We start from the raw sequence: 24,333 nt of genomic DNA on the forward strand, positions 1-24,333 counted from the left end.
GATTCGGGTTGCCTCCGTCGTCGATTTGGGGGTGCTTCCGCCATCGGCTCGTGTCGTCTCAAGGACGGGTCATTCACGATCGTTTCATGTGAATCCATAGCAAGCCATAAGAGGTGACCGAAACAAGTTCGACCCACTGGGCCTTACCGGGCCAGGATCCACAATATGACTGACGACGAACTCATCTGGCGGATTTCGGGCGGCTCCGGCGACGGAATCGCCTCGACCAGCCAGAACTTCGCGAAGGCCCTGATGCGGTCGGGGCTGAACGTGTTCACACACCGGCACTATCCGTCCCGGATCCGCGGTGGCCACACGTACACGGAGATCCGCGCATCAGCGGATCCCGTACGGTCACGTGGCGACGGCTACAATTTCCTGCTCGCGCTTGGCGACTCCTTCGCCCGCAATCCGCAGGAAGGAGCCGTATACGGGAACGAAGAGATCAAACCGCTCTCAGAGAACCTCGATGAACTCCGCGAGGGCGGTGTCATCGTCTACGACGAAGGGCTGTTAGACACAGACGAGATCCCGAACTTCGACGAGCGCGTCGAGGAGAACGGCTGGCACGTCTACCCGCTTGACCTCCGCGGGCTCGCCCGCGACATGGGTCGAGAAGTGATGCGCAACACCGCCGGCGTCGGCGCGACCTGCGCGCTCATCGGTATGGAGCTCGCACACGTCGAAGACCTGATGCGCGATGCGATGCCCGAGAAGATCCTCGACCCGAACCTCGAGATCCTCGAGACAGCCTACAATCAGGTCCGCGAGGAGTACGATGTCGACGCCCACGACGTCTCCGTGCCGACCGGCGAGCACGACGAGACGCAGGTGCTTCTCTCCGGCTCCGACGCCATCGCCTACGGCGCAATCGATGAGGGCTGCCGGTTTATCGCCGGCTACCCCATGACGCCGTGGACCGAGGTGTTCACCATCATGAGCCAGGTCCTCCCCGACCTCGGCGGGATCTCAGAGCAGGTCGAAGACGAGATCGCCGCGGCCGCACTCGCTGTCGGTGCTGCACACGCGGGTGCGAAGGCGATGTCCGGCTCCTCCGGCGGCGGTTTCGCGCTGATGTCCGAGCCGCTCGGCTTAGCGGAGATGACGGAGACGCCCGTCGTCCTCATCGAAGCCATGCGCGCCGGCCCCTCGACCGGGATGCCGACAAAGCCTGAACAGTCCGATCTCGAGCACGTCCTGTACACCTCACAGGGCGACTCACAGCGTGTCGTCCTCGCGCCCGGCACCGTCGCCGAGGCGTACGAGCAGTCGCGACTCGCCTTCCGGCTCGCGTACGAGTACCAGATCCCGACGATTCTGTTGTACGATCAGAAGCTCGGTGGCGAGTTGACGAACGTCCCGAAGGGCCACTTCGACCGCGAGCCGAACCCGACGCTCGGCAAAACGCTCTCGGAGGATCAACTCGCCGAGCAGCCACACTCGGCTGACGGGAAGTTCCACCGCTTCCAGCACGACGTCGACGACGGCGTGACGCCGCGATCGATCCCCGGCCAGAAGGGTGGTCGGTTCCTCGCGACGGGGAACGAGCACGACCCGACCGGACACATCAGCGAGTCGGCGGACAACCGTGTCGCACAGATCGACCGCCGGCTTGAGAAACTCGAGGCGATCCGCGCCGACCTCGACACCGAGGACACGAGCTCGTACGTCGGTCCGGCCGACGCCGAGTACGGCATCCTCACCTTCGGAAGCCAGCAGGGTACCGTTGAGGAGGCGGTCGACCGACTGAACGACGCTGGCGTCTCGGTGAAGTCGTTCGGTGTCTCCGATATGCACCCGTTCCCGACCGAGGAGGTGTCACGGTTCATCGAGAGCGTCGATGAGGCGTTAGTCGTCGAGATGACCGCCTCCGGACAGTTCCGTGGGCTCATACAGAAGAACCTCGGCCGTTACGGCGAGAAGCTTTCGAGCCTGCTGAAGTACAACGGCAATCCCTTCGAGCCAAACGAGATCGTCGACGGCTTCGAAGCGGCTATCATCGAAGGCGATGGTGATGCTCCAGAACACCAGACGACTTTCGTCCCCGCAGCAGGTGATTAATCATGAGTACGTTTTCAGCGATCGGCGACGAGCGCGAGATCGACCGCGACGAGTACACCCCGAGCGTCGAACCGCAAGCGACCTGGTGTCCCGGCTGTGGTGACTTCAGTGTCCTGAAGGCGCTGAAACAGGCGCTTCCCGAGGTCGGACGAACGCCGGACGAGACACTCTTGTGCACTGGGATCGGCTGCTCAGGTAAACTGAACAGCTACCTCGACACGTACGGGTTCCACACGATCCACGGACGCTCGCTCCCCGTGGCGCGGGCCGCAAAACTCGCGAACCCCGGCGTCGAAGTAATCGCCGCCGGCGGTGACGGTGACGGGTACGGCATCGGTGGGAACCACTTCATCCACACAGCCCGGGAGAACCACGATATGACGTATATCGTGTTCAACAACGAGATATTCGGGCTCACGAAGGGACAGACCTCCCCGACCAGCCCGAAAGGCCACAAGTCGAAAACGCAACCGCACGGTAGCGCAAAAGAGCCACTCAAACCGCTCTCGATGGCGCTCAACGCCGGCGCATCGTATGTCGCCCGGACGGCCGCGGTGAATCCGAATCAGGCGAAAGAGATCCTGATCGAAGCGATCGAACACGACGGGTTCGCTCACGTCGACTTCCTGACGCAGTGTCCGACTTGGAACAAGGACGCACGCCAGTACGTCCCGTACGTCGACGTCCAGGACTCTGACGACTACGACTTCGATGTGACCGACCGCGTCGAGGCCGCCGCGATGATGCGTGAGACTGAGGAAGCACTGTACGACGGCACGGTGCTTACCGGCCGCTACTACGTCGATGAGGACCGCCCCTCCTACGGCCAGGAGAAGCGGCGGATCGGCGAGATGCCAGAAGAGCCGCTGGCCGAGCGCTACTGGGACGACGACTACGAGTGGGAGCGCTCGTACGACCAGTTCCTCGCGAAACACGAGTAGTCTGAGGTCGCCCATCGACGGGCCCTCGTTCTGTAGATCATCCGTCGGTGATCAGTCACCGAAGAATCGGCCCTGTACGGCCCATCATAGCCGATAACAGCCGCGATTTCGTGTTTGCCCGGTGCCTTTTCGGGTTCGCAAGGTATTTTTTCATTGGTGACAACGTACACGTATGAGCACTGTATCGACGGAAGAGCGCATCCTCTCAGTGTTAGAAGAGGACGCCCAAGCGTCGTGTGGGGAGATCGCAGATCGGGCCGACGTCTCGAAACCGACGGTTCGCAAGTACGTGAGTAAACTTGAAGAGGAAGGCGTCATCGTCGGGTACTCCGCCGATGTCGACCCGAAGAAGCTCGCGACGCGGTCGATCGCGATGGTCGGCATGGACGTCGACTCGGGTCAGTACGTCGCGGCGACTCGTGCGTTGAAAGGGCTCGACGCCGTAGAGGCGTTGTACACCTCGTCTGGTGACCACATGCTGATGGCCGAGGTCCGTGCTGAAGACGGCGACGAACTCGGAGACGTAATAAACGATCAGCTGCTCGCCGTCGACGGCGTCACCGCAGCTCACCCATCGGTGCTCCAAGAGCGGCTGAAGTGACTCCGGCGGTCGACTGTTGATGCGTTCGGGTCTGTCACGTCGACCATCCCGGACGGACGACCACACCTATCGACTGTGACTCACTCGGCGAGTTCGATTCCGATCGTGACCGTTTCGCCCTCGATGCTCCACGCTTCGACGAGGCCATCTGCGGACTCGGTGTCGTCGAGCCACGTCTCTGCTCTGACTTCGCCGGCGATGAGGTCGGCGTGGTCGTCGACTGCGCGGGCGACCGTCTCGTCGGCATCGACCCCGAGTCGAATGGCTGCCTCGACGTCAAGGTCGAGCTCTTTTCGCATCTCCTGTACGCGGCGGATCACGTCTCGGGCGTACCCTTCTGACTCGATAGCGGGCGTCAGCGACGCGTCAACGTAGACCGTGCCGCCGTCGAAGTCGACACCCGTGACTGACTCGGGGGGTTCGGCGGTATAGGCGACCATCTCGTCGTCAAGCTCGACGGTCTCACCGTCAACGATAAGCCCGGCCTCGACCTCCGCACGGGTGGCACCCTCGACGGCCGTCATTACCGCTTGGGCATCGGCACCGAACGCGGGTCCGATCGCAGCCATTTGTGGCTGTGCGCGCTCGACGAGCTCGTCGAATTGGTCCATCGCGGTCACCGACTGAGCGTTCACCCGGTCAGCGAGGAGCGCTTCGAGCCGATCGACCGCGCCGGCGACTGCCTCGTCGTCGGTCTCGACTATCACCCGCGACACGGGCCACCGAAGCTTGCGTCCGGCCTGCTGGCGAGCGTTTGCGGCCGCCTCTTCGACATCGCGGAGGACGGCGATGTCGTGTTCGAGTTCGGGGTCGCGTAGAGCGTCGTCGGGCTCTGGATACGACAGTGCGTGGACGGTAGTCGACCCGCCGTCAAGTGTCTGGTACATCCGCTCGGTGAGGTACGGTGCGATCGGTGCGAGCAGCCGTATCACCTCCTCAAGGACGACCGACAGCGTCGCGTAGGCGCCGCGCTTCGAGGCCGAGTCGGCCTCTTCCCACATGCGGTCGCGCACCGCCTTGATGTAGAACCGTGAGACGTCCTGGGTGACAAACGAGAGCAACTCCGTGACCGCGTCGCTGATTCGGTACTCGCTCCACGCGTCGGTCACCGCTCGTTCAACCGACTGCAGCCGTGAGAGGACCCACTCGTCAACGAGCGCCAGTTCGCCGTCATCGAGACTCGCCGTCGCGGGGTCGTAGCCGTCGAGTGTCATATACTCCTGTGGGAAGCGGAAGACGTTCCAAAAGATGTTGAGCTTGCCTTGGATATCACCGAGGCCGTCCCACTCGAACGCGAGGTCGACGCCCTGTTGATCGTGACTGAGGAGATACGTCCGAAGCGGGTCGCGCCCGGCGCGCTCGATCGCCTCCTCGGGCGTGACGATGTTGCCGACGGACTTCGACATTTTCCGACCGTCCTCGTCGTTGGCAAAGCCGTGCATGATCACCTCTTTGTACGGAACCGCACCGACCGCTGCGGTCCCCATCCCGAGCTGGGACCAGAACCACCCGCGGGTCTGGTCGTGCGCCTCGATGATCAAGTCTGCAGGCCACAGCTCCTCGAAGTCCGTCTCAGAAGACGGGTACCCAAGCGTGCCCCAGCTCGCGACCGAGGAGTCAAGCCACACGTCAAAGACGTCTTCTACCCGGCGATAGGTCGTCTCGTCTTCGACGATCGTTAGGTCGTCGACGGACGGCCGGTGTAAGTCGATCGTCTCCGGGTCGATCGACTCTTCGACGCGCGATGCCAGCTCCTCGCGGGTCCCGATCACGATCATGTCGTCGTCGAGGTGGCCCGGCTCCGCGTCTTCGGGCACCCAGATCGGGATGGGGATCCCCCAGTAGCGCTGTCGAGAGACGTTCCAGTCGGGGGCGTCCTCGATGAAGTCACGAAACCGGTTGTCCCGGGCCCACGAGGGGTGCCACTCTGAGGTCTCCATGTTCTCGATGAGCTCGTCTTTGACGTCGGTGATCGCGATGAACCACTGGTCTGTGACGAGCTGGATGATCCCCGTGTCACACCGCCAACAGTGACCGTAGCTGTGTGTCAGCGTCTCGCTGGCCAGCATGTAGCCGTCGTCGATCAGGTCCTCGACGATCGCGTCGTTGGCGTCGCGAACGAACGTCCCGGCGTACTCACCGGCCGCCTCGGTGAACTCTCCGCTCGGTTCCACCGGACAGTAGATGTCGAGCCCGAGCTCACGACCCCGTTTGAAGTCCTCCTCGCCGTGGCCCGGCGCCGAGTGGACGAGTCCGGTGCGGTCGGCCTCGACGTAGTCAGCGGCGTACACCTGCCCCGCTCCGTCCCCGTTCGGGTACTCGGCAACGTGGTCGACGAGTGGGTGGTCATACGCCCACCCGACGAGTTCGTGGCCGGAACGCTCAGCCTCTACGGTGTAGTCGTCGTACCGACCCGCAGAGAGGACGTCTTCGACGCAGGACGCGGCGACGTAGAGCAGCTCCTCGTCACCATCCCGCTCGGCGCGAACCGCGGCATAGGTGAGGTCCTCGTCGACGGCGACGAAGGTGTTGGCCGGGATCGTCCACGGCGTAGTCGTCCAGATCACGAGACTGCCTTCGCGCTCGGCGAGCGGGAATTTGACGTAGACCGAGGGGTCTTCGACGTCCTCGTACTCCACCTCGTTGTTCGCGAGCCCGGTCTCACACCGCGGACACTGCGCAATCGACCGTTTTCCTTGTTCGACGAGCCCCGCTTCGGCCACGTTCGAGAACGCCCACCAGGCGGCTTCCATGTACGTCGGCGAGATCGTCTCGTAGGGGTCGTCCCAATCCATCCAGACCCCGATCGACTTGAAGTCCTCGTCCATCGCGGCTCGGTTCCGCTTGGCGAACTCCGTACAGCGTTCGATGAACGCCTCCATCCCGTACGCCTCGATGTCACGCTTGTTTTCGAAGCCAAGCTCTTCTTCGACTTTCACCTCGATCGGGAGCCCGTGCATGTCGTAGCCGGGTCGGTCGGTGACCCGGTGGCCGGTCATCCGCTTGTGTCGAATGACGGCGTCTTTGAGCGTCTTGTTCCAGGCCGTCCCGAGGTGCATCTGCCCCGAAGTGTACGGCGGGCCGTCGACGAAAAAGAACGGCGGGTCGTCGGCGTGCGCTTCGACCGCCGCCTCGTAGGCGTCCGACTCGTCCCAGTAGTCGTCGACCGCAGCCTCGACGTCCGCGGGCGTGTACTGGTCGTCGATCTGCTCCATATGATTGAGTGTTCCCGCCCGCGTATTTGAATACGACGGACCGGCCGGCTGGTCTGGGTCACCTCGGACGGGGCGCCGACCACCGGCGACGGTCGCTCAGCAGTCAGTCGTGCGGTCGGCGGCCGTGAGGTCGGCGAGCGTCGCCATCCGGTCGTGTGTCGCACACGCCGCCCGGTACGTCGCGATCGCCAGCGCCGCGCCAGACCCCTCTCCCAGCCGGAGGTCGTGATCGAACAGGGGGTCGAGATCGAGCGCCCCCAACTGGATCGTGTGCCCCGGCTCGGCACCCGCGTGCGAAGGAAGAAGGTACGGCCGGACCGCCCCGTCGACCGCATCGGCGAGGAGCGCGGCCGCACCGGAGACCACGCCGTCGACGACGACAGGCGTCCGATCCGCCGCACAGCCGAGGGCGACACCAGCGAGCAGGCCGACCTCGTAGCCGCCGACCTGTCGAAGTATCGTGACTGGATCGACCGTGCTAGGCGCCGCGAGGTCGGCCCGGCCGAGGGCCCGCTCGACGATTGCCACCTTATGGGCTCGACCGTCGTCGTCAACACCGGTCCCCTGGCCGGTGACGCGCGCCGGATCTGTTCCGGTTACCGCTGCGGTCACCGCAGCGGCTGCAGTCGTGTTACCAATACCCATCTCACCGAGCGCGACGAGTTCGGCGTCCGCGAGCCGCGTCCGAGCGGTTTGCACCCCCGCCTCAAGCACGGCGATCGCGTCGTCGCGCGTCATCGCCGGTCCCGCGGCGAGGTCGGCGGTTCCACAGCCGATCCGCTCGTCGATCACCAGCTCGACACCCTCGGCAGACGCTATCGGATCTCCGTCGACGCCGGCGTCGACGACGACGACATCTGCTCCGACCACGTCCGCAATCGCCGACACCGCAGCCTCCTCGTGGGCGAAGGCGCTGAGCATCGCGCGGGTGACGTCTGGTGGGTACGCCGACACGCCGCGGTCGACTACGCCGTGATCCGCGGTAGCGACGACGACGGTCGGCGACGACACCGTTGGTCGACGCTTCCCGGTGAGCCCAGCGATCGCGACGGCGAGGTCCTCTAGGCGGCCGAGGCTCCCGGGCGGCTTCGCGAGGGCATCTTGCCGCGCCTGCGCAGCGCTCGCGGCGTCGTCGTCAAACGCGGGGATACGAGGCGGAGAAAACGACTCAGATCGCACGGTCAGTCGTCGAAGTCCGGGAGGTCGTCGGGAGCCTCGTACGCCGACTCCCAGTCGACGTAGTCGTCTTTGAGCACGTCACAGACGATCTGGCCGAGTTCGGTCAGTCCCGCGTTGATCGCGGAGACGACGCTCCAAGAGTCGAGCCCGTCGTGGTAGTTCCGTTCTTTCCAGTCTTCGGGAATCCCTGGCGCGTGGTAGCCGACGCGGTCGGCGAATGAGTCCCAGAAGAAGTCGAACTGCGCGATCAGTTCGAGCTCTTCGACGACGTGCCACGTGGACGGCGCCATCTCGCTGTCTGTGGCCCATCGGTCGAATGCCTCCTCCCAGGCGCCCTCGGCGAGGAACGTCTCTAGGTCACTGCGGTGGTACTCGTCGCCGCCCACCTCGGCGTCTTCGTACTCGTTCGGGTCGACGGACTCCAGTTCGGGTGGATCAGGCGTCTCCACGTCGAGTGTCATATCCCGTCTTCGGTACCCCGGGAGCAAAACGCTGCGGACTCACGACCGGGATCCGGTCCTTTTAGGCCGCCGCTTGGAGAGTCTCGTATATGACCGTTCGCGACCGTGCTCGGCAGACGGGCGTTGCCGCCGGGCTCCTCTGTGGCTTGTTGCTGGCGGCGCCGTACGCGCTCGTCTCGGGGTTCGACGCACAGCTCACCGCCTACTACGCCGCGGGCCCCGTGGGCGCGGGCGGAGTCGCGTTGTTCGCGCTCGTGAGCGCGGTGGTGTTCGCCTCCGTCGAGCAGGGGAACGTCGACCCCGAGGTGCTCACGGGCGTCCTCGTCGTGTTGGGTGCGGTGACGACCTTCCTCGCTGTCCTCTGGACGCTCAGTGTCGAGCCGACGACGGTCTTCGGTGAGCATCGTTGGCTCCAGTGGCACGCGCCCGCGGTGACGGCCGTCTCGCTGCTGCTCGCCGGGTGTGCCGGCGTCTACGCACGAACGTCTCTCGCGTGACGAACGGCCGACGGACATGCCTCCGGCGGGTACCGTCGCCCGACGCTCACAGCCGAACGAAAGGCCCTTATGTACTACCAGGCTAGGTGTATGTGGACTAGGTCGGGCGGTTAGGCCCCGCTCGTTACCCGTGAGGCAGTCTTTAGCGGGGACCGAACACCGGGCGCGTCCGGTCAGACCGGCGCGGGCCCCGAGAGCCAACATGGAAGCCTCGTCCGCCGGGGACAGCGGTCCGTGGCGCCCGCTCGAAGGAGCGGTCCGTCGCGGTTCGCCGGCGACACCGGGTCAGGCGCGGAAGCGAGCAGCCCATCACCGGACGCCCGTCGCTCGTCGGGTCGCGGGGTGGAGGAGGCAACCGGGATGCCCCGGGTCGGAACGCCGGGCCACCTCGGCTGTCCACCACTCATACAACATCTTTCGAGCGACGCGGCCATGTCAGCTCGAAGCCGCAACCACTTACTCCCCGTGTGTCGTTGCCGCACCCGTGACCTCGATACACGACCTCATCGAGCGACTCGAGACCGAGGCGGCCGCCGACCTTGACCCGGCGATGACTCCCGATGTCGGGATCGTCATGGGCTCCGACTCGGACCTCGAGACGATGGCGGGTGCCTTCGAGGCGCTCTCGACGCTCGGCTTTGCCGAGCAGACCGACTTCGAGACGCCGCCTGACGCCCGATTCACCTACGAGAGCTATGTCGTCTCTGCACACCGGACGCCCGAGCTCATGGTCGCGTACGGCGAGACGGCTGCCGACCGCGGGCTTGATGTCATTATTGCAGGCGCGGGTGGTAAGTCGGCAGACCTCCCGAACATGACCGCGTCGATCGCGTATCCGATCCCCGTTGTCGGCGTCCCGGTCCAGGAGAAATCCGTTGACTCCGTTATTGGGATGCCGACTGGTGCGCCGATTGTCGCCGTCGACGCCGGGAAGTCGTTCAATGCCGGACTGTCGGCGGCACAAATTCTCGCGCGCGAACACGGGTGGCTTGAAGACCAGCTGGTAGACTATCACGATGACCTCGTCTCTGACGTTGCAGCGACATCGGCGGCACTCCACGACCGCGGCCTAGACGGCTTCCGCGACGAATCGACGTGAGTGTGAACGACTGGGTTTGCTCCTGCATGCACTTGGCGGCCAGAGACGGCCGCACACGGCCAGGCTCCGCACAACTCAACGCTTATCAGGGGGCAGTTCGAACCACATCATGTTACGGAGACCTACATGAGCGATTGGATAGCGATCGGCGCCTTGGCGGCCGTCGGCCTCCTCATCCCGATCGGGATGATGACGGTCTCGGCGTTGCTCCGCCCGAGTGTGCCTGAGACCGGCAAGAGTACGACCTACGAGTCCGGCGAGACCCCGACCGGAGGGACGCGGATCCGGTTCAACATCCAGTACTACATGGTCGCGTTGTTGTTCGTCGTCTTCGACATCGAGACCGTGTTGCTGTTCCCATGGGCTGTCATCTTCCGCCCGGCCGTCGCAGCGGGTGTTCCGATGATAGACCTGCTGTGGCCGATGTTGGCGTTTGTCGGCATCCTCTCTATTGGACTCGTCTGGGCGTGGCGGACGGGCGCGGTGGAGTGGGCCCGCAGCCCCCGTGCGTCCCGCAGAAAGACCGAGCGTGAGATCAACACATGAGCAGCGATCAACCCTTCATCACCGACGAATCGAGCGTGGTCACGGAGACCCGCGACAGCCGTATGAGCGGTCAGGGAGACCGATTCAATTCCCGACTTCGGGAGGCGTTCGGCTCCTCGCCGTTCATCCTCACCAAGTTCGACAAGTTCCTGAACTGGTGTCGCGGCTCGTCAATGTTCATGCTCCAGTTCGGCATCGCCTGCTGTAGCATCGAGATGATGCACACCTACGCGGTAAAACACGACCTTGACCGCTTCGGCAGCGGTGTTCCCCGCGCTTCCCCGCGGCAGGCCGATGTGATGATCGTTCCAGGAACGATCGTCTCGAAGTTCGCCCCGCGGATGAAGCGGGTGTACGACCAGATGCCGGAGCCGAAGTTCGTCGTCGGGATGGGCTCGTGTACCATCTCTGGCGGCCCGTTCCAGCAGGGATACAACGTTATCAAGGGCGCCGAGGAGGTCATCCCAATCGACATCCACGTCCCGGGCTGTCCGCCCCGGCCGGAGGCGCTCGTCTACGGTGTCGCGAAGCTGCAAGAGCGCGTCGCTAACGGCGAGGCCGCGCCGGTGACAGTAAAGCCGTACGAGCTAGAACAGTTCTCCGATCTCGACCGTGACGAACTTGTCGAGAAACTCGCTGACCAGATCGACGACGACGAACTCGTCATGCGGTACAACTTCGCTGATTCACCATGAGCCTCGAAGCACCAGACACCCCCGAGACGGACGCGTCCGTTGAGCCGACGCCAGACGAACTGGCGGCGCTGCTCGGTGACCTCGTCGTCGACCGCGACGACCACCTAAACGCGCCGGGATTCGTGATTCGACCGGACGCAGTCCAGGAGACGCTTTCGACGCTCAAGACGGAGGCCGGCTACGACCACCTCTCTCTCGTCAGCGCCCAAGAGTACGAGAACCGCTACGAGTCGATCTATCACCTGAAAAAGTTCGACGACCCGACCCAAGAGGTGAGTATCGTTGTTCCAGCAGACAAAGACGACCCGGTCTCTGAATCTGCTGATGCCGTCTTCCGCACGGCCGACTGGCACGAGCGCGAGGCGTACGACCTGATCGGCATCGAGTACGATGACCACCCCGACCTCCGGCGAATCCTGCTTCCCGAGACGTGGCAAGGACACCCGCTCTCGATGAGCTACGATCAAGAGCGCCCGCAGATCGCCACGCTCCCGGAGCACGCGAATCCACTCGAAGATCACCACCGCGACGCCGAGTCTGACACGATGTTCTTGAACATCGGTCCACACCACCCGGCGACGCACGGTGTGCTCCACCTGAAGACGGTGCTTGACGGCGAACAAGTCGTCGACGTCGAGCCGGACATCGGCTACCTCCACCGCTGTGAAGAGCAGATGGCACAGTCGGGCACTTACCGGCACCAGATCATGCCGTATCCCGACCGCTGGGACTACATCTCGGCGGGCCTACTCAACGAGTGGGCGTACGCGCGGGCGGCCGAGGACCTCGCGGACATCGAGGTGCCGGAGTACGCACAAGTGATCCGCACGATGGGCGCAGAGATGTGCCGTATCGCCGCACACATGCTCGCGCTGGCGACGTTCGCACTCGACGTGAACGGCGACTTCACCGCGACGTTCATGTACGCGATCAACGACCGCGAACGCGTCCAGGACCTCTTAGAGGACCTGACGGGCCAGCGGCTGATGTTCAATTACTTCCGGCTCGGTGGCGTCGTCTGGGACCTGCCCGAGCCCCGCGAGGAGTTCTTCTCGAAGACCCGGGACTTCCTCGACCAGCTGCCCGGCTCCGTCGAGGAGTATCACAACCTCGTTACCTCGAATGAGATCTTCCAGATGCGGACGGTCGACACCGGCATCCTCCCCCCGGAGGTCGCAAAGAGCTACGGCGCGACTGGTCCGGTCGCCAGAGGCTCCGGCGTCGACTACGACCTGCGTCGTGACGACCCGTACGGGTACTACGACGAACTCGACTGGGATGTCGTGACCGAAGACGGATGTGACAACTACAGCCGGCTACTCGTGCGTATGCAGGAGGTCGAAGAATCCGCAAAGATCATCGGCCAGTGTGTCGACCTCCTCGAGGACTGGCCAGAAGACGAGCGCACGATCCAGGCGAACGTGCCGCGGACGCTCCGCCCGGACGACGATGCCGAGATCTATCGCGCCGTGGAAGCGGCGAAAGGTGAGCTCGGGATCTACATGCGGTCAGACGGGACCGACAAGCCGGCACGCTTCAAGATCCGTTCGCCGTGTTTCTCGAACCTGCAGACGCTTCCGGAGATGGCCAACGGCGAGTACATCCCGGACGTGATCGCGGCGCTCGGGAGCCTCGACATCGTGTTGGGTGAGGTGGACCGCTGATGGGTACCGCCTCTGTCCAGCTGTTCCCCGAGTTCCTCACGGAGACGTTCGGGCTCCCGGGCGTGCTCGGTGAGATCGTTGCTGCGCTCGTCGCAGCAGCGATCGTCGGCAACATCGTGCTCGCGTTTACCGGTGTTGCCGGTCCGTGGGCGAAACGCAAGATTACGGCCGCGTTCACCGACCGGATCGCGGTCGACCGAGTTGGCCCGTTCGGCCTACTCATCATCCCGGCATCGGCGGTGCAGCTGCTCGCGAAAGAGCTCATTGTGCCCGAAGGCGTCGACCGCCCGACGTGGGACCTCGCACCGACCGTGCTGCCGGCGTCGGCGCTGCTCGGATTCGCTGTCATCCCGATGGGACGGCTCGGGCCGGTGAACTTCCAGCTCGCCGACCCCGAGGTCGGACTAGCGCTGGTGTTCGCGTTCGCTTCTATCGCCTCGGTCTCGCTGGTGATGGCGGGATACGCGTCGAACAACAAGTACTCGATGCTTGGCGGGCTCCGCGCGGTGGCACAGAACCTCGCGTACGAGATCCCACTCATTGTCACCGCGATGTCCGTCGTGATCTTCGCGGGAACGCTCCAGATGAGCGAGATCGTCGCCGCCCAGAGCGCGGTGCTGTTCAGCGTCGCCGGCGTCGACGTGCCGAGCTGGTTCGTGTTCGTGAATCCGTTCGCGTTCGTCTTGTTCCTCACCGCCAATATGGCGGAGATCGGGCGCAACCCGTTCGATATCCCGGAGGCACCCACAGAGATCGTCGCCGGGTATCAGACCGAATATTCCTCTGCGTACTTCGTATTGTTCTATCTGGGCGAGTTCGTCCACATATTCCTCGGCGGCGCAATCCTCGCGGTGACGTTCCTCGGCGGCGCGTCTGGCCCCGGCCCAGAGAGCATCGGGTTCCTTTGGTTCGTGGTCAAGATCTGGGGATTTTTCCTCTTCACACAGTGGGCCCGCTCGGCGCTGCCACGGGTCCGCATCGACCAGCTGATCGAGATCGGCTGGAAGGGAATGTTGGTGTTATCGTTTGCGAACCTGGTGCTCACGGCCGTAATCGTGGGGGTGATCGCGTAATATGATCGGACTCATGAAATCGATGGCGACGACGATGAAACACGCACTGGACGGCAACACGTTCACGGTGAAGTACCCGGAGGAGGCGCCGGACGTGAGTCCGCGCTTCCGGGGCGTCCACAAGTTCAGCCAGGAGCGGTGTATCTGGTGTCGACAGTGTGAGAACGTCTGCCCGAACGACACGATCCAGATCGTACAAGACGACCAACGAAACGGCGAACAGTACAACCTCCACATCGGACAGTGTATTTACTGTCGGCTGTGTGAGGAGGTGTGTCCCGTTGATGCGATCTTGTTGACCCAGAACTTCGAGTTCACGGCGGACACGAAAGACGACTTCGTCTACAACAAAGAGCAGCTGAAGAACGTGCCGTGGTACAAGGGTATCGACCCGCTGGAGTCTCGTAACCCCGATCGCGGTGCGTGGATCGGTGAGGGTGACGGCGAACTCGATTACCAGTAGCGGCTGCCCCGCGCTGACGCGCGAGTATTCCGACGGTATCGCCCCGGTCCCATCTCGAAATCTTCAAAGGGCCGCTGAGTGGAGAGGTACACAATGGTTTACGACACCATCGCGTTCGCGCTGTTCGCCGCGGTGACGCTGGCGTTCAGCCTCGGGGTCGTCCTAGCGCGCGACGTGTTCCACGCCGCGCTGCTTCTGGGCGGTGCCCTGACGAGCGTTGCGGTGCATTACGTGATGTTGCAGGCGGAGTTCCTCGCCGCCATGCAAATCCTCGTCTACGTGGGCGGGGTGTTGATTCTCGTCACGTTCGCCGTGATGCTTACGCGATCTACCCAAGCCGACGACGCGGAGGTGACGAGCGGATGAGCAACGACGGAGCATCCGGGCGACTGCTGCCCGCGCTCGCGGTGACCAGCCTGTTCGCCATGCTGGCCGCGACGGCGCTCTCGGCCGGCTTCGGCGAGGCCACCGGTTTCCCGGTGGACGCGTCGGTCGTCCACAACGTCGGCTACGCGCTGTTCAACCTCGAGGAAGTCGCGTCGATTCCCTCCGAGGGCTTTCTCGCAGCGTTCTTGATCGTCGCCGTGGCGCTCGACGTCGCCGTCGACGGCGCGATCTATTTGGCGCGTCGCGAGGACGACGGGTCGGTCGTCGCGGCGATCGGCGAGGCGCTCACCGATGGGGGTGAACGGTAGTGGTCCCGGTCGAGTGGTACCTGCTCCTCGCTGCGGGGCTGTTCTGTATCGGTCTGTTCGGTGTGCTCACCCGGCGTGACGCCCTTTACTTTCTGATGAGCGTCGAGCTCATGATGAACGCGGCAAACGTCAACTTCGTCGCGTTCGCGCTGTATTACGGTGACCTCACCGGTCAGGTGTTCGCGCTGTTCGTAATCGCGCTCGCGGCCGCCGAGGTCGCGGTTGGGATCGGTATCATCCTCGTGTTGTACCGCAACTTTGGAGACATCGACGTGACGGTTCCAGCGGAGATGAGGTGGTAAGATGTTCGATGTGTACGTACCGACGGTCGTGTTGTTACCGTTCGTCTCGTTCCTCGTTGCGCTCGGCGCGGGACAGTACCTTCCGAAACGTGGCGCGCTCTCTGGCATCGCCGCAACGGGCGGCTCACTGCTGTTGTCGCTTCTGATTGCCGCCAGCGTTGCTGGGGGGCAGGCGTACAACGAGACGCTGTACGTGTGGGCTGCCGGCGAGCAGTTCACGCTCACCTTCGGCGCGCTCATTGACCCGCTGTCGGCGCTCATGCTGGTCATCGTGTCACTCGTCGCGCTCTTGGTGCACGTCTTCTCGCTGGGATACATGAACGACGAGGGTGAGGTCGGCTTGCCGCGGTACTACGCCGGGCTCGGGCTTTTTACGGCCTCCATGCTCGGGTTCGTCGTCGCCGACAACCTGCTCATGGCGTTCATGTTCTTCGAGCTGGTCGGCCTTTGTTCGTACCTGCTCATCGGTTTTCACTTCCGTGAACCCGGTCCGCCGTCGGCCGCGAAGAAGGCGTTCTTGGTCACCCGTTTTGGCGACTACTTCTTCTTGGTCGGCGTGGTCGCGGTGTTCGCAACGTTCGGGACGGCAGCGTTCGCCGGTGAGGGATCGTTCCCGGCACTCGCTGAGGCGGCGCTAGCGGGCTCAACGACGGTGTGGACGCCTGGTGGCCTGGAGGTACAGACGTGGTTCACCGCCGTCGGGTTGCTCGTACTTGGTGGTGTCGTCGGGAAGTCTGCACAGTTCCCGCTGCACACGTGGCTGCCCGATGCGATGGAGGGCCCGACGCCCGTCTCTGCGCTGATCCACGCGGCCACGATGGTCGCGGCTGGCGTCTACCTCGTTGCACGGATGTACGGCTTCTATGCCCTGACGCCGACGACGCTCGCGGTCATCGCCTTCGTCGGCGGGTTCACCGCGCTGTTCGCGGCGACGATGGGCGTAGTGAAAGATGAGCTAAAGCAGGTACTCGCGTACTCAACTATTTCACAGTACGGATACATGATGCTCGCGCTTGGCGCGGGCGGGTACGTGGCCGCGGTGTTCCACCTCACCACCCACGCCTTTTTCAAGGCGCTGTTGTTCCTCGGTGCAGGGTCCGTGATCATCGCGATGCATCACAACGAGAACATGTGGGACATGGGTGGGCTGCGCTCGAAGCTGCCCGTCACCTACTACACGTTCCTTGCGGGCTCGCTCGCGCTCGCCGGGATCTTCCCCTTCGCCGGTTTCTGGTCGAAAGACGAGGTGCTCTACGAGGCGCTCGTTCACGGATTGAACGATCCGCTGCTGCTCGGCGGCTACGTCATGGGGTTGCTCGCGGTGCCGGTCACCGCCTTCTACACGTTCCGAATGGTGTTTTTGACCTTCCACGGTGAGCCTCGCTCGGAGACCGCTCGTTCCCCCGAGTCCGTTCGCTGGAACGTGAAGGGCCCGCTGTCGGTGCTCGGCACGCTCGCTGTCGTGACCGGCTTCATCAACATGGTGCCCGTACAGAAGGTGCTCGGGCTCGAGGGCATCGACTACCTCCACCGATGGCTCGACAACGAGTGGGGTGGCATCGCCGGCCTCTCCTCACACCACTACGCAGAGGTCGGGCCCTACAGCAGTGCGTACCTCGTCGGCGGTGAGGCTGGGACCGTACTCGTCGGCGCGGCGGTCTCACTCGGGCTCGCACTGACCGGGCTTGGGGTCGCCTGGCGCCTGTATGACGTGCCGACGCCGACAGAACACACCGCCGCACTCGGCGGCATCAAAGCCGTGTTGTACAACAACTACTACCTCGACGAACTGCAAGTCTGGCTCGCGTATCGAATCGAAGACATCGCCGGCGGTGCCGACACCGTCGACCAAGGGATCATCGACGGCGTCGTCAACGGCGTCTCGTCGGTGAGTCTCGCCGGCGGAAGTCGGGTGCGCCGGATCCAGACCGGGCTGGTCTCTGAGTACGCCGCCATGCTCACGCTGGGGCTGCTCGCGTTATTGGTCGTGCTCGGCCTCAATGGGGGGTGGTTCCTGTGATACTCGAGGCGCTGATCGGGTTCACGTTCCTCGCCGCGCTGGTCGTGCTCGTCACACCCGATGCATGGGCCAGCCGGCTCGCGGCCGCAGTGAGTCTCGTCCCGTTCGCGGGCGCGCTCTACGCGTGGTCGCAGTTCGACGGCGCCGGTAACGCGCTCACTGGCGGGACAATCGCCTTCGAGTCACGGGTCGAGTGGATCGAGGTCGGCGGCCGCACGGTGTCGTGGTTCGTCGGGCTTGACGGGATCAGTCTCCCGCTCGTCGTGCTCACCACGTTCCTCGTGCCGCTCGCCATCCTAAGCGCGTGGACGCCGATCGACGAACGCCAGAGCCAGTTTTACGGTCTGATGTTGTTCATGGAGGCTAATCTCCTCGGCGTGTTTACCGCACTCGACTTCTTCGTCTGGTTCATCTTCTGGGAGGCGGTCCTCGTGCCGATGTATTTCCTTATCGGTATCTGGGGTGGGCCGCGCCGGAAGTACGCTGCGATCAAGTTCTTCGTGTACACGAATGCAGCCTCGCTGCTGATGTTCATCGGGTTCACCACGCTCACGTTCGCGCTCGGTGATTCGGTACGTTCGTTCGGCCTTCCAGAGATTACGGGCGCCATCGCGGCAGGTGAACTCTCCACGTGGTTCGGAATCGCTCCCGGAACGATCGCGATGGGGGCGTTCCTCGCGATGTTCGCCGGCTTCGCGGTGAAGGTACCGGTCGTTCCTGTCCACACGTGGCTGCCGGACGCTCACGTTGAGGCGCCGACGCCGGTGTCGGTGCTGCTCGCCGGTGTCCTGTTGAAGATGGGGACGTACGCGCTGTTGCGGTACAATTTCACAATGTTACCCGACCAGGCCGCCGCGTTGGCGGTCCCGATAGCCACGATCGCCGTGATAAGCGTGATCTACGGAGCAATGTTAGCGCTCGCACAGAAGGACTTGAAGCGCATCGTCGCGTATTCGTCGGTCTCGTCAATGGGGTACGTCATCTTGGGACTCGTCGTCTTCACCGAGTACGGCGTCGGCGGCGCGACGTTCCAGATGGTCGCTCACGGACTCATCTCCGGACTGATGTTCATGGCTGTTGGGGTCGTGTACAACGCGACGCACACGCGAATGGTCGGCGACATGGCCGGGATGGCAGACCGCATGCCGATCACCGTCGGCATCCTCGTCGCCGGAGCGTTCGGGTACATGGGACTGCCGCTTATGGCCGGCTTCGCGGGTGAGTTCTTCATCTTCGTCGGCTCGTTTGGGGCCCCCTCGCTCCCATACGCTCCGGTGTTCACTGCGCTTGCGATGTTTGGCATCGTTATCGTTGCTGGCTACCTGCTGTCGGCGATGCAGAAGACGTTGTTCGGACCCTTCCGGCTCGAGACCGACTACGAGATCAGCAGCGCGCCGTTCCATGACGTTGCCCCGCTTGCGGTACTGCTCGTAGCGATCATCGTGCTCGGCGTTGCACCCGACCTCGTCTTCGAGATGATACGAGACGCGACGATGCCGGTCGTAGAGGGGGTGAGCGCCAATGTATGAGACGCTACCGGCGTGGGCGTCGCTCTCGCCAGCGCTCTTGTTAGGGCTCGCCGGACTCGCGCTGTTGTTAGTCGATACGATTCGACCGAACAAGCGGTCGAACACCATGCTCGCTGTCGTCGGGACCGTTGGCGCGCTGGCGTCGCTCACGGTCACCGTGTGGTTCGTCGTCGCCGAGGTCGGTCACGCCGACACCGGTGGGGCGGTCACGCTGTTCGCGGACGCGGTCAAAGTCGACACAATGTCGTTGTTTTTCACCGCGATATTCGCGTCGGTGACGGCACTCGTCGTCGTTGCTGCACACGACTACTTCGACGACCACACGCATCCGGCGGCGTTCTACTCACTCACGCTGTTCGCGGCGACGGGCATGTCACTGCTCGCAGTCGCGAACTCGCTCGCGGTCGTGTTCGTTGCCCTGGAGATGGTGTCGTTGCCGTCGTACGCGCTCGTCGCGTTCTTGAAGTCGAACCGCGGGAGCGTTGAGGCCGGCTTGAAGTACTTCCTCGTCGGCGCGCTCTCTTCTGCGGTGTTCCTCTTCGGCATCTCACTGGTGTACGCGGCGACTGGGTCGCTCGTTTTCTCGGGGGTCGCCGCGGGCATCGGCTCGGTCGGTGATCTCGCTGGCATCGCTGGTGTCGGCATCGTGATGATCATCGGCGGTGTCGCGTTCAAGACCGCCTCCGTGCCGTTCCACTTCTGGGCGCCAGAGGCGTACGAGGGTGCGCCCGCACCCGTGAGTGCGTTCCTCTCGTCGGCATCGAAGGCGGCTGGGTTCGTGGTCGCCTTCCGTGTCTTTACGGAGGCGTTCCCGATCGGCGCGTCGCTGGCGGCGAACATCGACTGGGTGCTCGCGTTCGGTGTGCTCGCCGCGGTGACGATGACGCTTGGGAACTTCGCGGCGGCCGTTCAAGAGGAGGTCAAACGGATGCTCGCGTACTCGTCGATCGGGCACGCGGGGTACGCACTCATCGGGCTGGCAGCACTCTCTGCGGGCGGCAGTGGTAACCACGCGGTGATGGGTGCCGCAATGGCACACCTGCTTGTCTACGGCTTCATGAACACCGGTGCGTTCCTCTTCGTCGCGATGGTTGAGCGGTGGGGCGTCGGGCGAACCTTCGCCGACTACGGCGGGCTCGCGCGCCGTGCGCCACTCGCCTCGACGGCAATGGCCGTGTTCATGTTCTCGCTCGCCGGGCTCCCGCCGTTCGCGGGTTTCTTCTCGAAGTACTTCCTGTTCTTAGGCGCGATCGACAACGGCTTTATTTGGCTTGCGGCAATCGGTGCCGTCAACAGCGTGCTCTCACTGTACTACTACAGCCGCGTCGTCCGGGCGATGTTCCTCGACGACCCGGCGACTCCAGGCGCGCTAGAGGCCATCGACACACGTCCGACAGCGCTGTACGCGGCCGTGGTGTTCGCAGCGGTCGCGACGGTGCTCCTCTTGCCCGGCTTCGGGCCTGTCATCGAGACGGCCGAGGCGGCGGCCGCGGCGCTCTTTTAATCGCGGTCTGTTGATCCGCAGATACTCGTTTCTTCGGCTCGTCGATTTCGTATGAGCCGAACTCGGACGTATCGGTGTCTCGCGTGTCGTGACCACACGGTGTCCCGGTCGTTCGACGTCGCATCGCTATCGCTTCAGTGTCCTGTGTGTGCCTCATTCGAGCGCTTCCTCAACGAGACCGTCTACAAGCAGTTTGCGGCGTTTGAGGCCGAGCCACCTGCGGATCTGGCGTGGGATCGACTCGACCGACTGGAGAAGCTCGTGGTCTGTGAGCGGCTCGTGCGGTCGGATAAGACGCTTGCAGACTTCACCGTGGAGGAGTGAGCGTGTCGCGGTCGCGGGGATATCACCGTGTGTACAGTGGTGTGCCGACGAGCGCCGTGAGCGCGTCGTCGTCGGGAGTGACGGCGACGTATGGGTGGCCGACGGGGCCGAACACATCGACGACCCGGCCCACCCGCGAGAGCGATTCGTCGACAACGCCGGCGCCGATGGCCGGTGGATCCTCTCCGGGGGACGCGCGAGCAATAGCGAGCCCGCCCGCGGTTCGCACGACGGTTCCGACGCGTTGCATCGTCACTCGCGGATGACCCCGAGGTAGGCGGCGATCGCCTGTACGAGGTCGTTTTTACTGGTATCGTCGGTCCCCTTCACGACGACCGACCCGCGGGGTGTGTGCTCGCGAGAGTACGTGGTCTCTCTGTCGATCACCGCGTCGTAGCCGACCTGCTGGACAGCCTTCGCGATCTCGTCGACGGTCGGCTCGGTGACCGCAAGCTCCGTCGGGACACGACGGCCCGCCGTGCGCGACCGGTCGGCGTCGAAGTAGGCGGGGTACACGACGTTCTCGACCATACTACAGAGAGCGGACCGGCAGCGTAAGGCCGTTTCGGACCACGGCGAGTCGTCATCACCGGCTACGGATACGTCACTGGAGCCTGTGAACCCGCTGCCGTGGGCCCGCCTCGGAACCCTTTTAGACGAACACGGGTCAGAACATGGTAATGAGCGATCTCGACGCGGAGTACCGCCTCGACTACTTCGAGGAGGAGGGATTCGAACGAAAAGAGTGTCCCTCCTGTGGGGCGCACTTTTGGACGCGCGATGCCGACCGCGAGCTGTGCGGTGAACCGCCGTGTGCGGACTACACGTTTATCGACAATCCGGGCTTCGAGGAGGCGTACACGCTCTCTGAGATGCGCGAGGCATTCCTCTCGTACTTTGAGTCACACGGCCACGAGCGGATCGATCCGTATCCGGTCGCTGCGAACCGGTGGCGCGACGACGTGCTCTTGACGCAGGCGTCTATCTACGATTTCCAACCGCTCGTCACCTCCGGTGAGACGCCGCCGCCGGCCAACCCGCTCGCGATCTCACAGCCGTGTATCCGGATGCAAGACATCGACAATGTCGGCAAGACGGGTCGACACACGATGGCGTTCGAGATGATGGCCCACCACGCGTTCAATACGCGTGAGGACGCTGAAAAAGAGTACGCCTACGAGGGCGAAGTGTACTGGAAAGACGAGACTGTCGCATACTGCGACGGGCTCTTCGAGGCGCTCGGGGCGGACCTCTCTGAGATCACCTACATCGAGGACCCATGGGTTGGCGGCGGCAACGCCGGACCGGCGATCGAGGTCATCTATCGAGGCGCCGAGCTGGCCACGCTCGTCTTCATGTGTATGGAACAGGACCCCGACGGCGAGTACGAGATGAAGGATGGAAACACGTACTCGTTCATGGATACGTACATCGTCGACACCGGCTACGGGTTAGAGCGATGGACGTGGATGAGCCAGGGGACGCCGACGGTGTACGAAGCGATCTATCCTGACGCGATCGAGCTGCTGAAGTCGAATGCGGAGCTGTCGTACACCGACGAGGAAGAAGCGCTGGTTCAGCGTGCGGCGACACTTGCCGGGCGGCTCGACATCGACGACGTCGACGACGTAGAGGCCGCCCGCGGTGATATCGCCGACCGGCTTGATGTCGACGTCGACCGGCTTCGTGAGCTGATGGAGCCGCTTGAGGCGATCTACGCGATTGCTGACCACTCGCGGACGCTTGCGTACATGTTCGGCGATGGAATCGTGCCATCGAACGTCGGCACGGGATACCTCGCGCGGATGGTGCTCCGACGGACGAAACGACTCGTCGAGGAGGTTGGCGTCGACGCCCCTCTCGACGAACTCGTCGACATGCAGGCCGAGCGGCTGGGCTATGAGAACCGCGACACGATCCGCGAGATGGTCCGCACCGAGGAGACAAAGTACCGCGAGACGTTAGAGCGCGGCGCGAGACGGGTCGAAGCGCTCGCCGACGAGTACGCCAACGCTGGCGAACCGATCCCGACGGACGCGCTATTGGAGCTATACGACTCCCACGGGATCCAACCGGATATGGTCGAGACGATCGCTGCAGAACGTGGGGCAAGCGTCGAGGTACCGGACGACTTCTACGCGCTCGTCGCCGACCGACACGAGGAAGCGGATGGCGGCGAGACAGCCACGGAGCGTGATGAACGGTTCGCGGACCTCCCCGAGACAGAGCAGCTGTTTTACGACGATCAGGGCCGCACGGAGTTCGAAGCGGTCGTCCTCGACGTCTTCGAGGCCGACGAGGGGTACGACGTCGTCTTAGACCAGACGATGTTCTACGCAGAAGGCGGCGGCCAGCCGGCCGACCATGGGCAGCTCGTCCACGGCGAGACGACCGCTGAGGTGACCCACGTCCAGTCGGTCGACGGGGTCGTGCTTCACCGCACCGACGCCGATCCGGGCAAAGGCGAGATCGTTCGCGGCCAGGTCGACGCAGAGCGTCGCAACCGGCTCCGCACACACCACACCGCGACACACGTGATCGGCCACGCTGCCCGCGAGGTGCTTGGTGACCACGTCAGACAGGCTGGTGCACAGAAGGGGACCGACTCCTCACGGCTTGACGTTCGCCACTACGACCGAATCAGCCGCGAGCAGGCCCACGAGATCGAACGGGTCGCCAACGAGATCGTCCGCGAGAACCTCCCGGTGTCACAGGAGTGGCCCGACCGAAACGACGCGGAGGCCGAGTACGGGTTCGACCTGTACCAGGGCGGTGTGCCGCCGGGAACGAGCATTCGACTGATCCATGTCGGTGACGTCGACGTGCAGGCGTGTGCAGGCACCCACGTCGACCGTACCGGCGACATCGGTGCGATAACCATCAGGAAGACCGAGCCGGTCCAAGATGGTGTCGAACGGATCGTGTTTGCAGCCGGCGCAGCCGCCGTGGAGGCGACACAGCGGACCGCGGACGCGCTGGCCGAGGCGGCCGATGCGCTCGATGTGGACCCCTTCGACGTGCCCGCAACCGCAGAACGCTTCTTCGAGGAGTGGAAGGCCCGTGGGAAAGAGATAGAGACGCTCAAGACGGAGTTGGCGGAAGCACGCGCTTCAGGCGCGGCGGCTGAGCCGGTCGAGGTCGACGGGTTTTCGGCTGTTATCCAGCGGATCGACGGCGATGTCGCGGAGCTGCGAGCAACAGCGAATGCTCACGTCGATGACGGCCGTGTCGCGGTGCTCGGCAGCGGTCTCGACGGCTCGGCGAGCGTCGTGGTCGGCGTCCCCGACGAGGTGGGTGTCGACGCCGGTGCCGTCGTCGCTGCGCTCGCCGAGCGTGTCGGGGGCGGCGGTGGTGGGCCCCCGGACTTCGCGCAGGGTGGCGGCCCGGACGTTGATGCACTCGACGACGCACTTGCGGACGCCCCAGACGTGTTACAAACACTGAGCGAGGCGTGAACAGTCTCC

General features: G+C 64.0%; 23 protein-coding genes and 1 other RNA gene. 19 read left to right on the forward strand and 5 right to left on the reverse strand.

Annotated elements, in window-relative coordinates; translation table 11 throughout:
• The first annotated feature begins 165 nt into the window (after positions 1–165).
• The 3 genes from ACWUI7_RS02260 (at position 166) to lrpA1 (ending at position 3,603) form a co-directional block, all read left to right on the forward strand.
• Positions 166–2,061, forward strand: coding sequence for a 2-oxoacid:acceptor oxidoreductase subunit alpha (locus tag ACWUI7_RS02260; RefSeq protein WP_496640541.1), 1,896 nt, complete (start codon positions 166–168; stop codon positions 2,059–2,061).
• A gap of 2 nt (positions 2,062–2,063) precedes the next feature.
• A complete protein-coding gene (locus ACWUI7_RS02265; RefSeq protein WP_496640542.1) occupies positions 2,064–3,002 on the forward strand; it encodes a thiamine pyrophosphate-dependent enzyme in 939 nt (312 codons plus the stop codon).
• A gap of 172 nt (positions 3,003–3,174) precedes the next feature.
• On the forward strand, positions 3,175–3,603 hold the full coding sequence (gene lrpA1 / locus ACWUI7_RS02270; protein WP_496640543.1) for an HTH-type transcriptional regulator LrpA1: 429 nt from the start codon (positions 3,175–3,177) through the stop codon (positions 3,601–3,603).
• A gap of 80 nt (positions 3,604–3,683) precedes the next feature.
• On the opposite strand, the gene ileS is transcribed toward lrpA1, so the two are convergent.
• The 3 genes from ileS to ACWUI7_RS02285 form a co-directional block, all read right to left on the reverse strand.
• A complete protein-coding gene (gene ileS / locus ACWUI7_RS02275; protein WP_496640544.1) occupies positions 3,684–6,818 on the reverse strand; it encodes an isoleucine--tRNA ligase in 3,135 nt (1,044 codons plus the stop codon).
• Positions 6,819–6,914: 96 nt separating this feature from the next.
• Positions 6,915–7,997 (reverse strand): nicotinate-nucleotide--dimethylbenzimidazole phosphoribosyltransferase, encoded by a 1,083-nt coding sequence (cobT, locus tag ACWUI7_RS02280; protein ID WP_496640545.1) that lies wholly within the window; start codon positions 7,995–7,997, stop codon positions 6,915–6,917.
• A gap of 2 nt (positions 7,998–7,999) precedes the next feature.
• Positions 8,000–8,458 carry a DUF7992 family protein gene (locus ACWUI7_RS02285; protein ID WP_496640546.1) on the reverse strand — a complete coding sequence of 153 codons (459 nt, stop codon included), beginning with the start codon at positions 8,456–8,458 and terminating at the stop codon, positions 8,000–8,002.
• An 89-nt stretch (positions 8,459–8,547) separates the two neighbouring features.
• Between ACWUI7_RS02285 and ACWUI7_RS02290 the strand changes: the two genes are divergently transcribed.
• The 15 genes from ACWUI7_RS02290 (at position 8,548) to ACWUI7_RS02360 (ending at position 20,869) form a co-directional block, all read left to right on the forward strand.
• Complete coding sequence (locus tag ACWUI7_RS02290) at positions 8,548–8,955, forward strand: DUF7548 family protein (RefSeq protein WP_496640548.1); 408 nt, start codon at positions 8,548–8,550, stop codon at positions 8,953–8,955.
• Positions 8,956–9,045: 90 nt separating this feature from the next.
• Positions 9,046–9,357: signal recognition particle sRNA (gene ffs / locus ACWUI7_RS02295), an RNA gene on the forward strand.
• An 82-nt stretch (positions 9,358–9,439) separates the two neighbouring features.
• Entirely contained in the window at positions 9,440–10,054 is a 615-nt protein-coding gene (gene purE, locus ACWUI7_RS02300) for a 5-(carboxyamino)imidazole ribonucleotide mutase (protein ID WP_496640549.1), read from the forward strand.
• Between the two features lie 126 nt (positions 10,055–10,180).
• Positions 10,181–10,600: an NADH-quinone oxidoreductase subunit A gene (locus tag ACWUI7_RS02305; protein ID WP_496640550.1), complete on the forward strand. Its 420-nt coding sequence runs from the start codon at positions 10,181–10,183 to the stop codon at positions 10,598–10,600.
• Positions 10,597–11,295: an NADH-quinone oxidoreductase subunit B gene (locus ACWUI7_RS02310; RefSeq protein WP_435162072.1), complete on the forward strand. Its 699-nt coding sequence runs from the start codon at positions 10,597–10,599 to the stop codon at positions 11,293–11,295. Before ACWUI7_RS02305 ends, ACWUI7_RS02310 begins: the two co-directional genes overlap by 4 nt.
• Positions 11,292–12,959, forward strand: coding sequence for an NADH-quinone oxidoreductase subunit D (locus ACWUI7_RS02315; RefSeq protein WP_496640551.1), 1,668 nt, complete (start codon positions 11,292–11,294; stop codon positions 12,957–12,959). The genes ACWUI7_RS02310 and ACWUI7_RS02315 overlap by 4 nt, the downstream gene beginning before the upstream one ends.
• Positions 12,959–14,032: a complex I subunit 1/NuoH family protein gene (locus tag ACWUI7_RS02320; protein ID WP_496640552.1), complete on the forward strand. Its 1,074-nt coding sequence runs from the start codon at positions 12,959–12,961 to the stop codon at positions 14,030–14,032. The genes ACWUI7_RS02315 and ACWUI7_RS02320 overlap by 1 nt, the downstream gene beginning before the upstream one ends.
• Before the next feature lies 1 nt (position 14,033).
• Positions 14,034–14,495: a NuoI/complex I 23 kDa subunit family protein gene (locus tag ACWUI7_RS02325; protein WP_435162069.1), complete on the forward strand. Its 462-nt coding sequence runs from the start codon at positions 14,034–14,036 to the stop codon at positions 14,493–14,495.
• Between the two features lie 93 nt (positions 14,496–14,588).
• Entirely contained in the window at positions 14,589–14,861 is a 273-nt protein-coding gene (locus ACWUI7_RS02330; protein WP_496640553.1) for an NADH-quinone oxidoreductase subunit J, read from the forward strand.
• Positions 14,858–15,190, forward strand: a complete 333-nt coding sequence (locus ACWUI7_RS02335) for a hypothetical protein (protein WP_496640554.1) — start codon at positions 14,858–14,860, stop codon at positions 15,188–15,190. Before ACWUI7_RS02330 ends, ACWUI7_RS02335 begins: the two co-directional genes overlap by 4 nt.
• Entirely contained in the window at positions 15,190–15,492 is a 303-nt protein-coding gene (nuoK, locus tag ACWUI7_RS02340) for an NADH-quinone oxidoreductase subunit NuoK (RefSeq protein ID WP_496640555.1), read from the forward strand. Before ACWUI7_RS02335 ends, nuoK begins: the two co-directional genes overlap by 1 nt.
• Before the next feature lies 1 nt (position 15,493).
• Positions 15,494–17,512, forward strand: coding sequence for an NADH-quinone oxidoreductase subunit L (gene nuoL, locus ACWUI7_RS02345; RefSeq protein ID WP_496640557.1), 2,019 nt, complete (start codon positions 15,494–15,496; stop codon positions 17,510–17,512).
• Positions 17,509–19,041, forward strand: coding sequence for a complex I subunit 4 family protein (locus tag ACWUI7_RS02350; RefSeq protein WP_496640558.1), 1,533 nt, complete (start codon positions 17,509–17,511; stop codon positions 19,039–19,041). Before nuoL ends, ACWUI7_RS02350 begins: the two co-directional genes overlap by 4 nt.
• Positions 19,034–20,545, forward strand: coding sequence for an NADH-quinone oxidoreductase subunit N (locus tag ACWUI7_RS02355; RefSeq protein ID WP_496640559.1), 1,512 nt, complete (start codon positions 19,034–19,036; stop codon positions 20,543–20,545). Before ACWUI7_RS02350 ends, ACWUI7_RS02355 begins: the two co-directional genes overlap by 8 nt.
• Positions 20,546–20,596: 51 nt before the next feature.
• Complete coding sequence (locus ACWUI7_RS02360; protein WP_496640560.1) at positions 20,597–20,869, forward strand: hypothetical protein; 273 nt, start codon at positions 20,597–20,599, stop codon at positions 20,867–20,869.
• Between the two features lie 22 nt (positions 20,870–20,891).
• On the opposite strand, the gene ACWUI7_RS02365 is transcribed toward ACWUI7_RS02360, so the two are convergent.
• Both ACWUI7_RS02365 and srp19 read right to left on the reverse strand, forming a co-directional pair.
• Positions 20,892–21,119, reverse strand: a complete 228-nt coding sequence (locus ACWUI7_RS02365) for an H/ACA ribonucleoprotein complex subunit GAR1 (protein ID WP_496640561.1) — start codon at positions 21,117–21,119, stop codon at positions 20,892–20,894.
• A 2-nt stretch (positions 21,120–21,121) separates the two neighbouring features.
• The gene (gene srp19, locus ACWUI7_RS02370; protein WP_496640562.1) at positions 21,122–21,400 is read right to left on the reverse strand and encodes a signal recognition particle subunit SRP19; all 279 of its coding nucleotides are present in this window, start codon (positions 21,398–21,400) and stop codon (positions 21,122–21,124) included.
• Positions 21,401–21,549: 149 nt separating this feature from the next.
• Between srp19 and alaS the strand changes: the two genes are divergently transcribed.
• Positions 21,550–24,324, forward strand: coding sequence for an alanine--tRNA ligase (alaS, locus tag ACWUI7_RS02375; protein ID WP_496640563.1), 2,775 nt, complete (start codon positions 21,550–21,552; stop codon positions 24,322–24,324).
• Positions 24,325–24,333 lie beyond the last annotated feature (9 nt).

The organism is Halorubrum orientale (assembly GCF_059623105.1).

Excerpts from the sequence above, each read along its gene's own strand:
- ACWUI7_RS02260 (WP_496640541.1), top strand. The coding sequence starts at position 166 with ATGACTGACGACGAACTCATCTGGCGGATTTCGGGCGGCTCCGGCGAC.
- ACWUI7_RS02265 (WP_496640542.1), top strand. The coding sequence starts at position 2,064 with ATGAGTACGTTTTCAGCGATCGGCGACGAGCGCGAGATCGACCGCGAC.
- lrpA1 (WP_496640543.1), top strand. The coding sequence starts at position 3,175 with ATGAGCACTGTATCGACGGAAGAGCGCATCCTCTCAGTGTTAGAAGAG.
- ileS (WP_496640544.1), bottom strand. The coding sequence starts at position 6,818 with ATGGAGCAGATCGACGACCAGTACACGCCCGCGGACGTCGAGGCTGCG.
- ACWUI7_RS02285 (WP_496640546.1), bottom strand. The coding sequence starts at position 8,458 with ATGACACTCGACGTGGAGACGCCTGATCCACCCGAACTGGAGTCCGTC.
- ACWUI7_RS02290 (WP_496640548.1), top strand. The coding sequence starts at position 8,548 with ATGACCGTTCGCGACCGTGCTCGGCAGACGGGCGTTGCCGCCGGGCTC.
- ACWUI7_RS02305 (WP_496640550.1), top strand. The coding sequence starts at position 10,181 with ATGAGCGATTGGATAGCGATCGGCGCCTTGGCGGCCGTCGGCCTCCTC.
- ACWUI7_RS02310 (WP_435162072.1), top strand. The coding sequence starts at position 10,597 with ATGAGCAGCGATCAACCCTTCATCACCGACGAATCGAGCGTGGTCACG.
- ACWUI7_RS02315 (WP_496640551.1), top strand. The coding sequence starts at position 11,292 with ATGAGCCTCGAAGCACCAGACACCCCCGAGACGGACGCGTCCGTTGAG.
- ACWUI7_RS02320 (WP_496640552.1), top strand. The coding sequence starts at position 12,959 with ATGGGTACCGCCTCTGTCCAGCTGTTCCCCGAGTTCCTCACGGAGACG.
- ACWUI7_RS02325 (WP_435162069.1), top strand. The coding sequence starts at position 14,034 with ATGATCGGACTCATGAAATCGATGGCGACGACGATGAAACACGCACTG.
- ACWUI7_RS02330 (WP_496640553.1), top strand. The coding sequence starts at position 14,589 with ATGGTTTACGACACCATCGCGTTCGCGCTGTTCGCCGCGGTGACGCTG.
- ACWUI7_RS02335 (WP_496640554.1), top strand. The coding sequence starts at position 14,858 with ATGAGCAACGACGGAGCATCCGGGCGACTGCTGCCCGCGCTCGCGGTG.
- nuoL (WP_496640557.1), top strand. The coding sequence starts at position 15,494 with ATGTTCGATGTGTACGTACCGACGGTCGTGTTGTTACCGTTCGTCTCG.
- ACWUI7_RS02355 (WP_496640559.1), top strand. The coding sequence starts at position 19,034 with ATGTATGAGACGCTACCGGCGTGGGCGTCGCTCTCGCCAGCGCTCTTG.
- ACWUI7_RS02360 (WP_496640560.1), top strand. The coding sequence starts at position 20,597 with ATGAGCCGAACTCGGACGTATCGGTGTCTCGCGTGTCGTGACCACACG.
- ACWUI7_RS02365 (WP_496640561.1), bottom strand. The coding sequence starts at position 21,119 with ATGCAACGCGTCGGAACCGTCGTGCGAACCGCGGGCGGGCTCGCTATT.
- srp19 (WP_496640562.1), bottom strand. The coding sequence starts at position 21,400 with ATGGTCGAGAACGTCGTGTACCCCGCCTACTTCGACGCCGACCGGTCG.
- alaS (WP_496640563.1), top strand. The coding sequence starts at position 21,550 with ATGAGCGATCTCGACGCGGAGTACCGCCTCGACTACTTCGAGGAGGAG.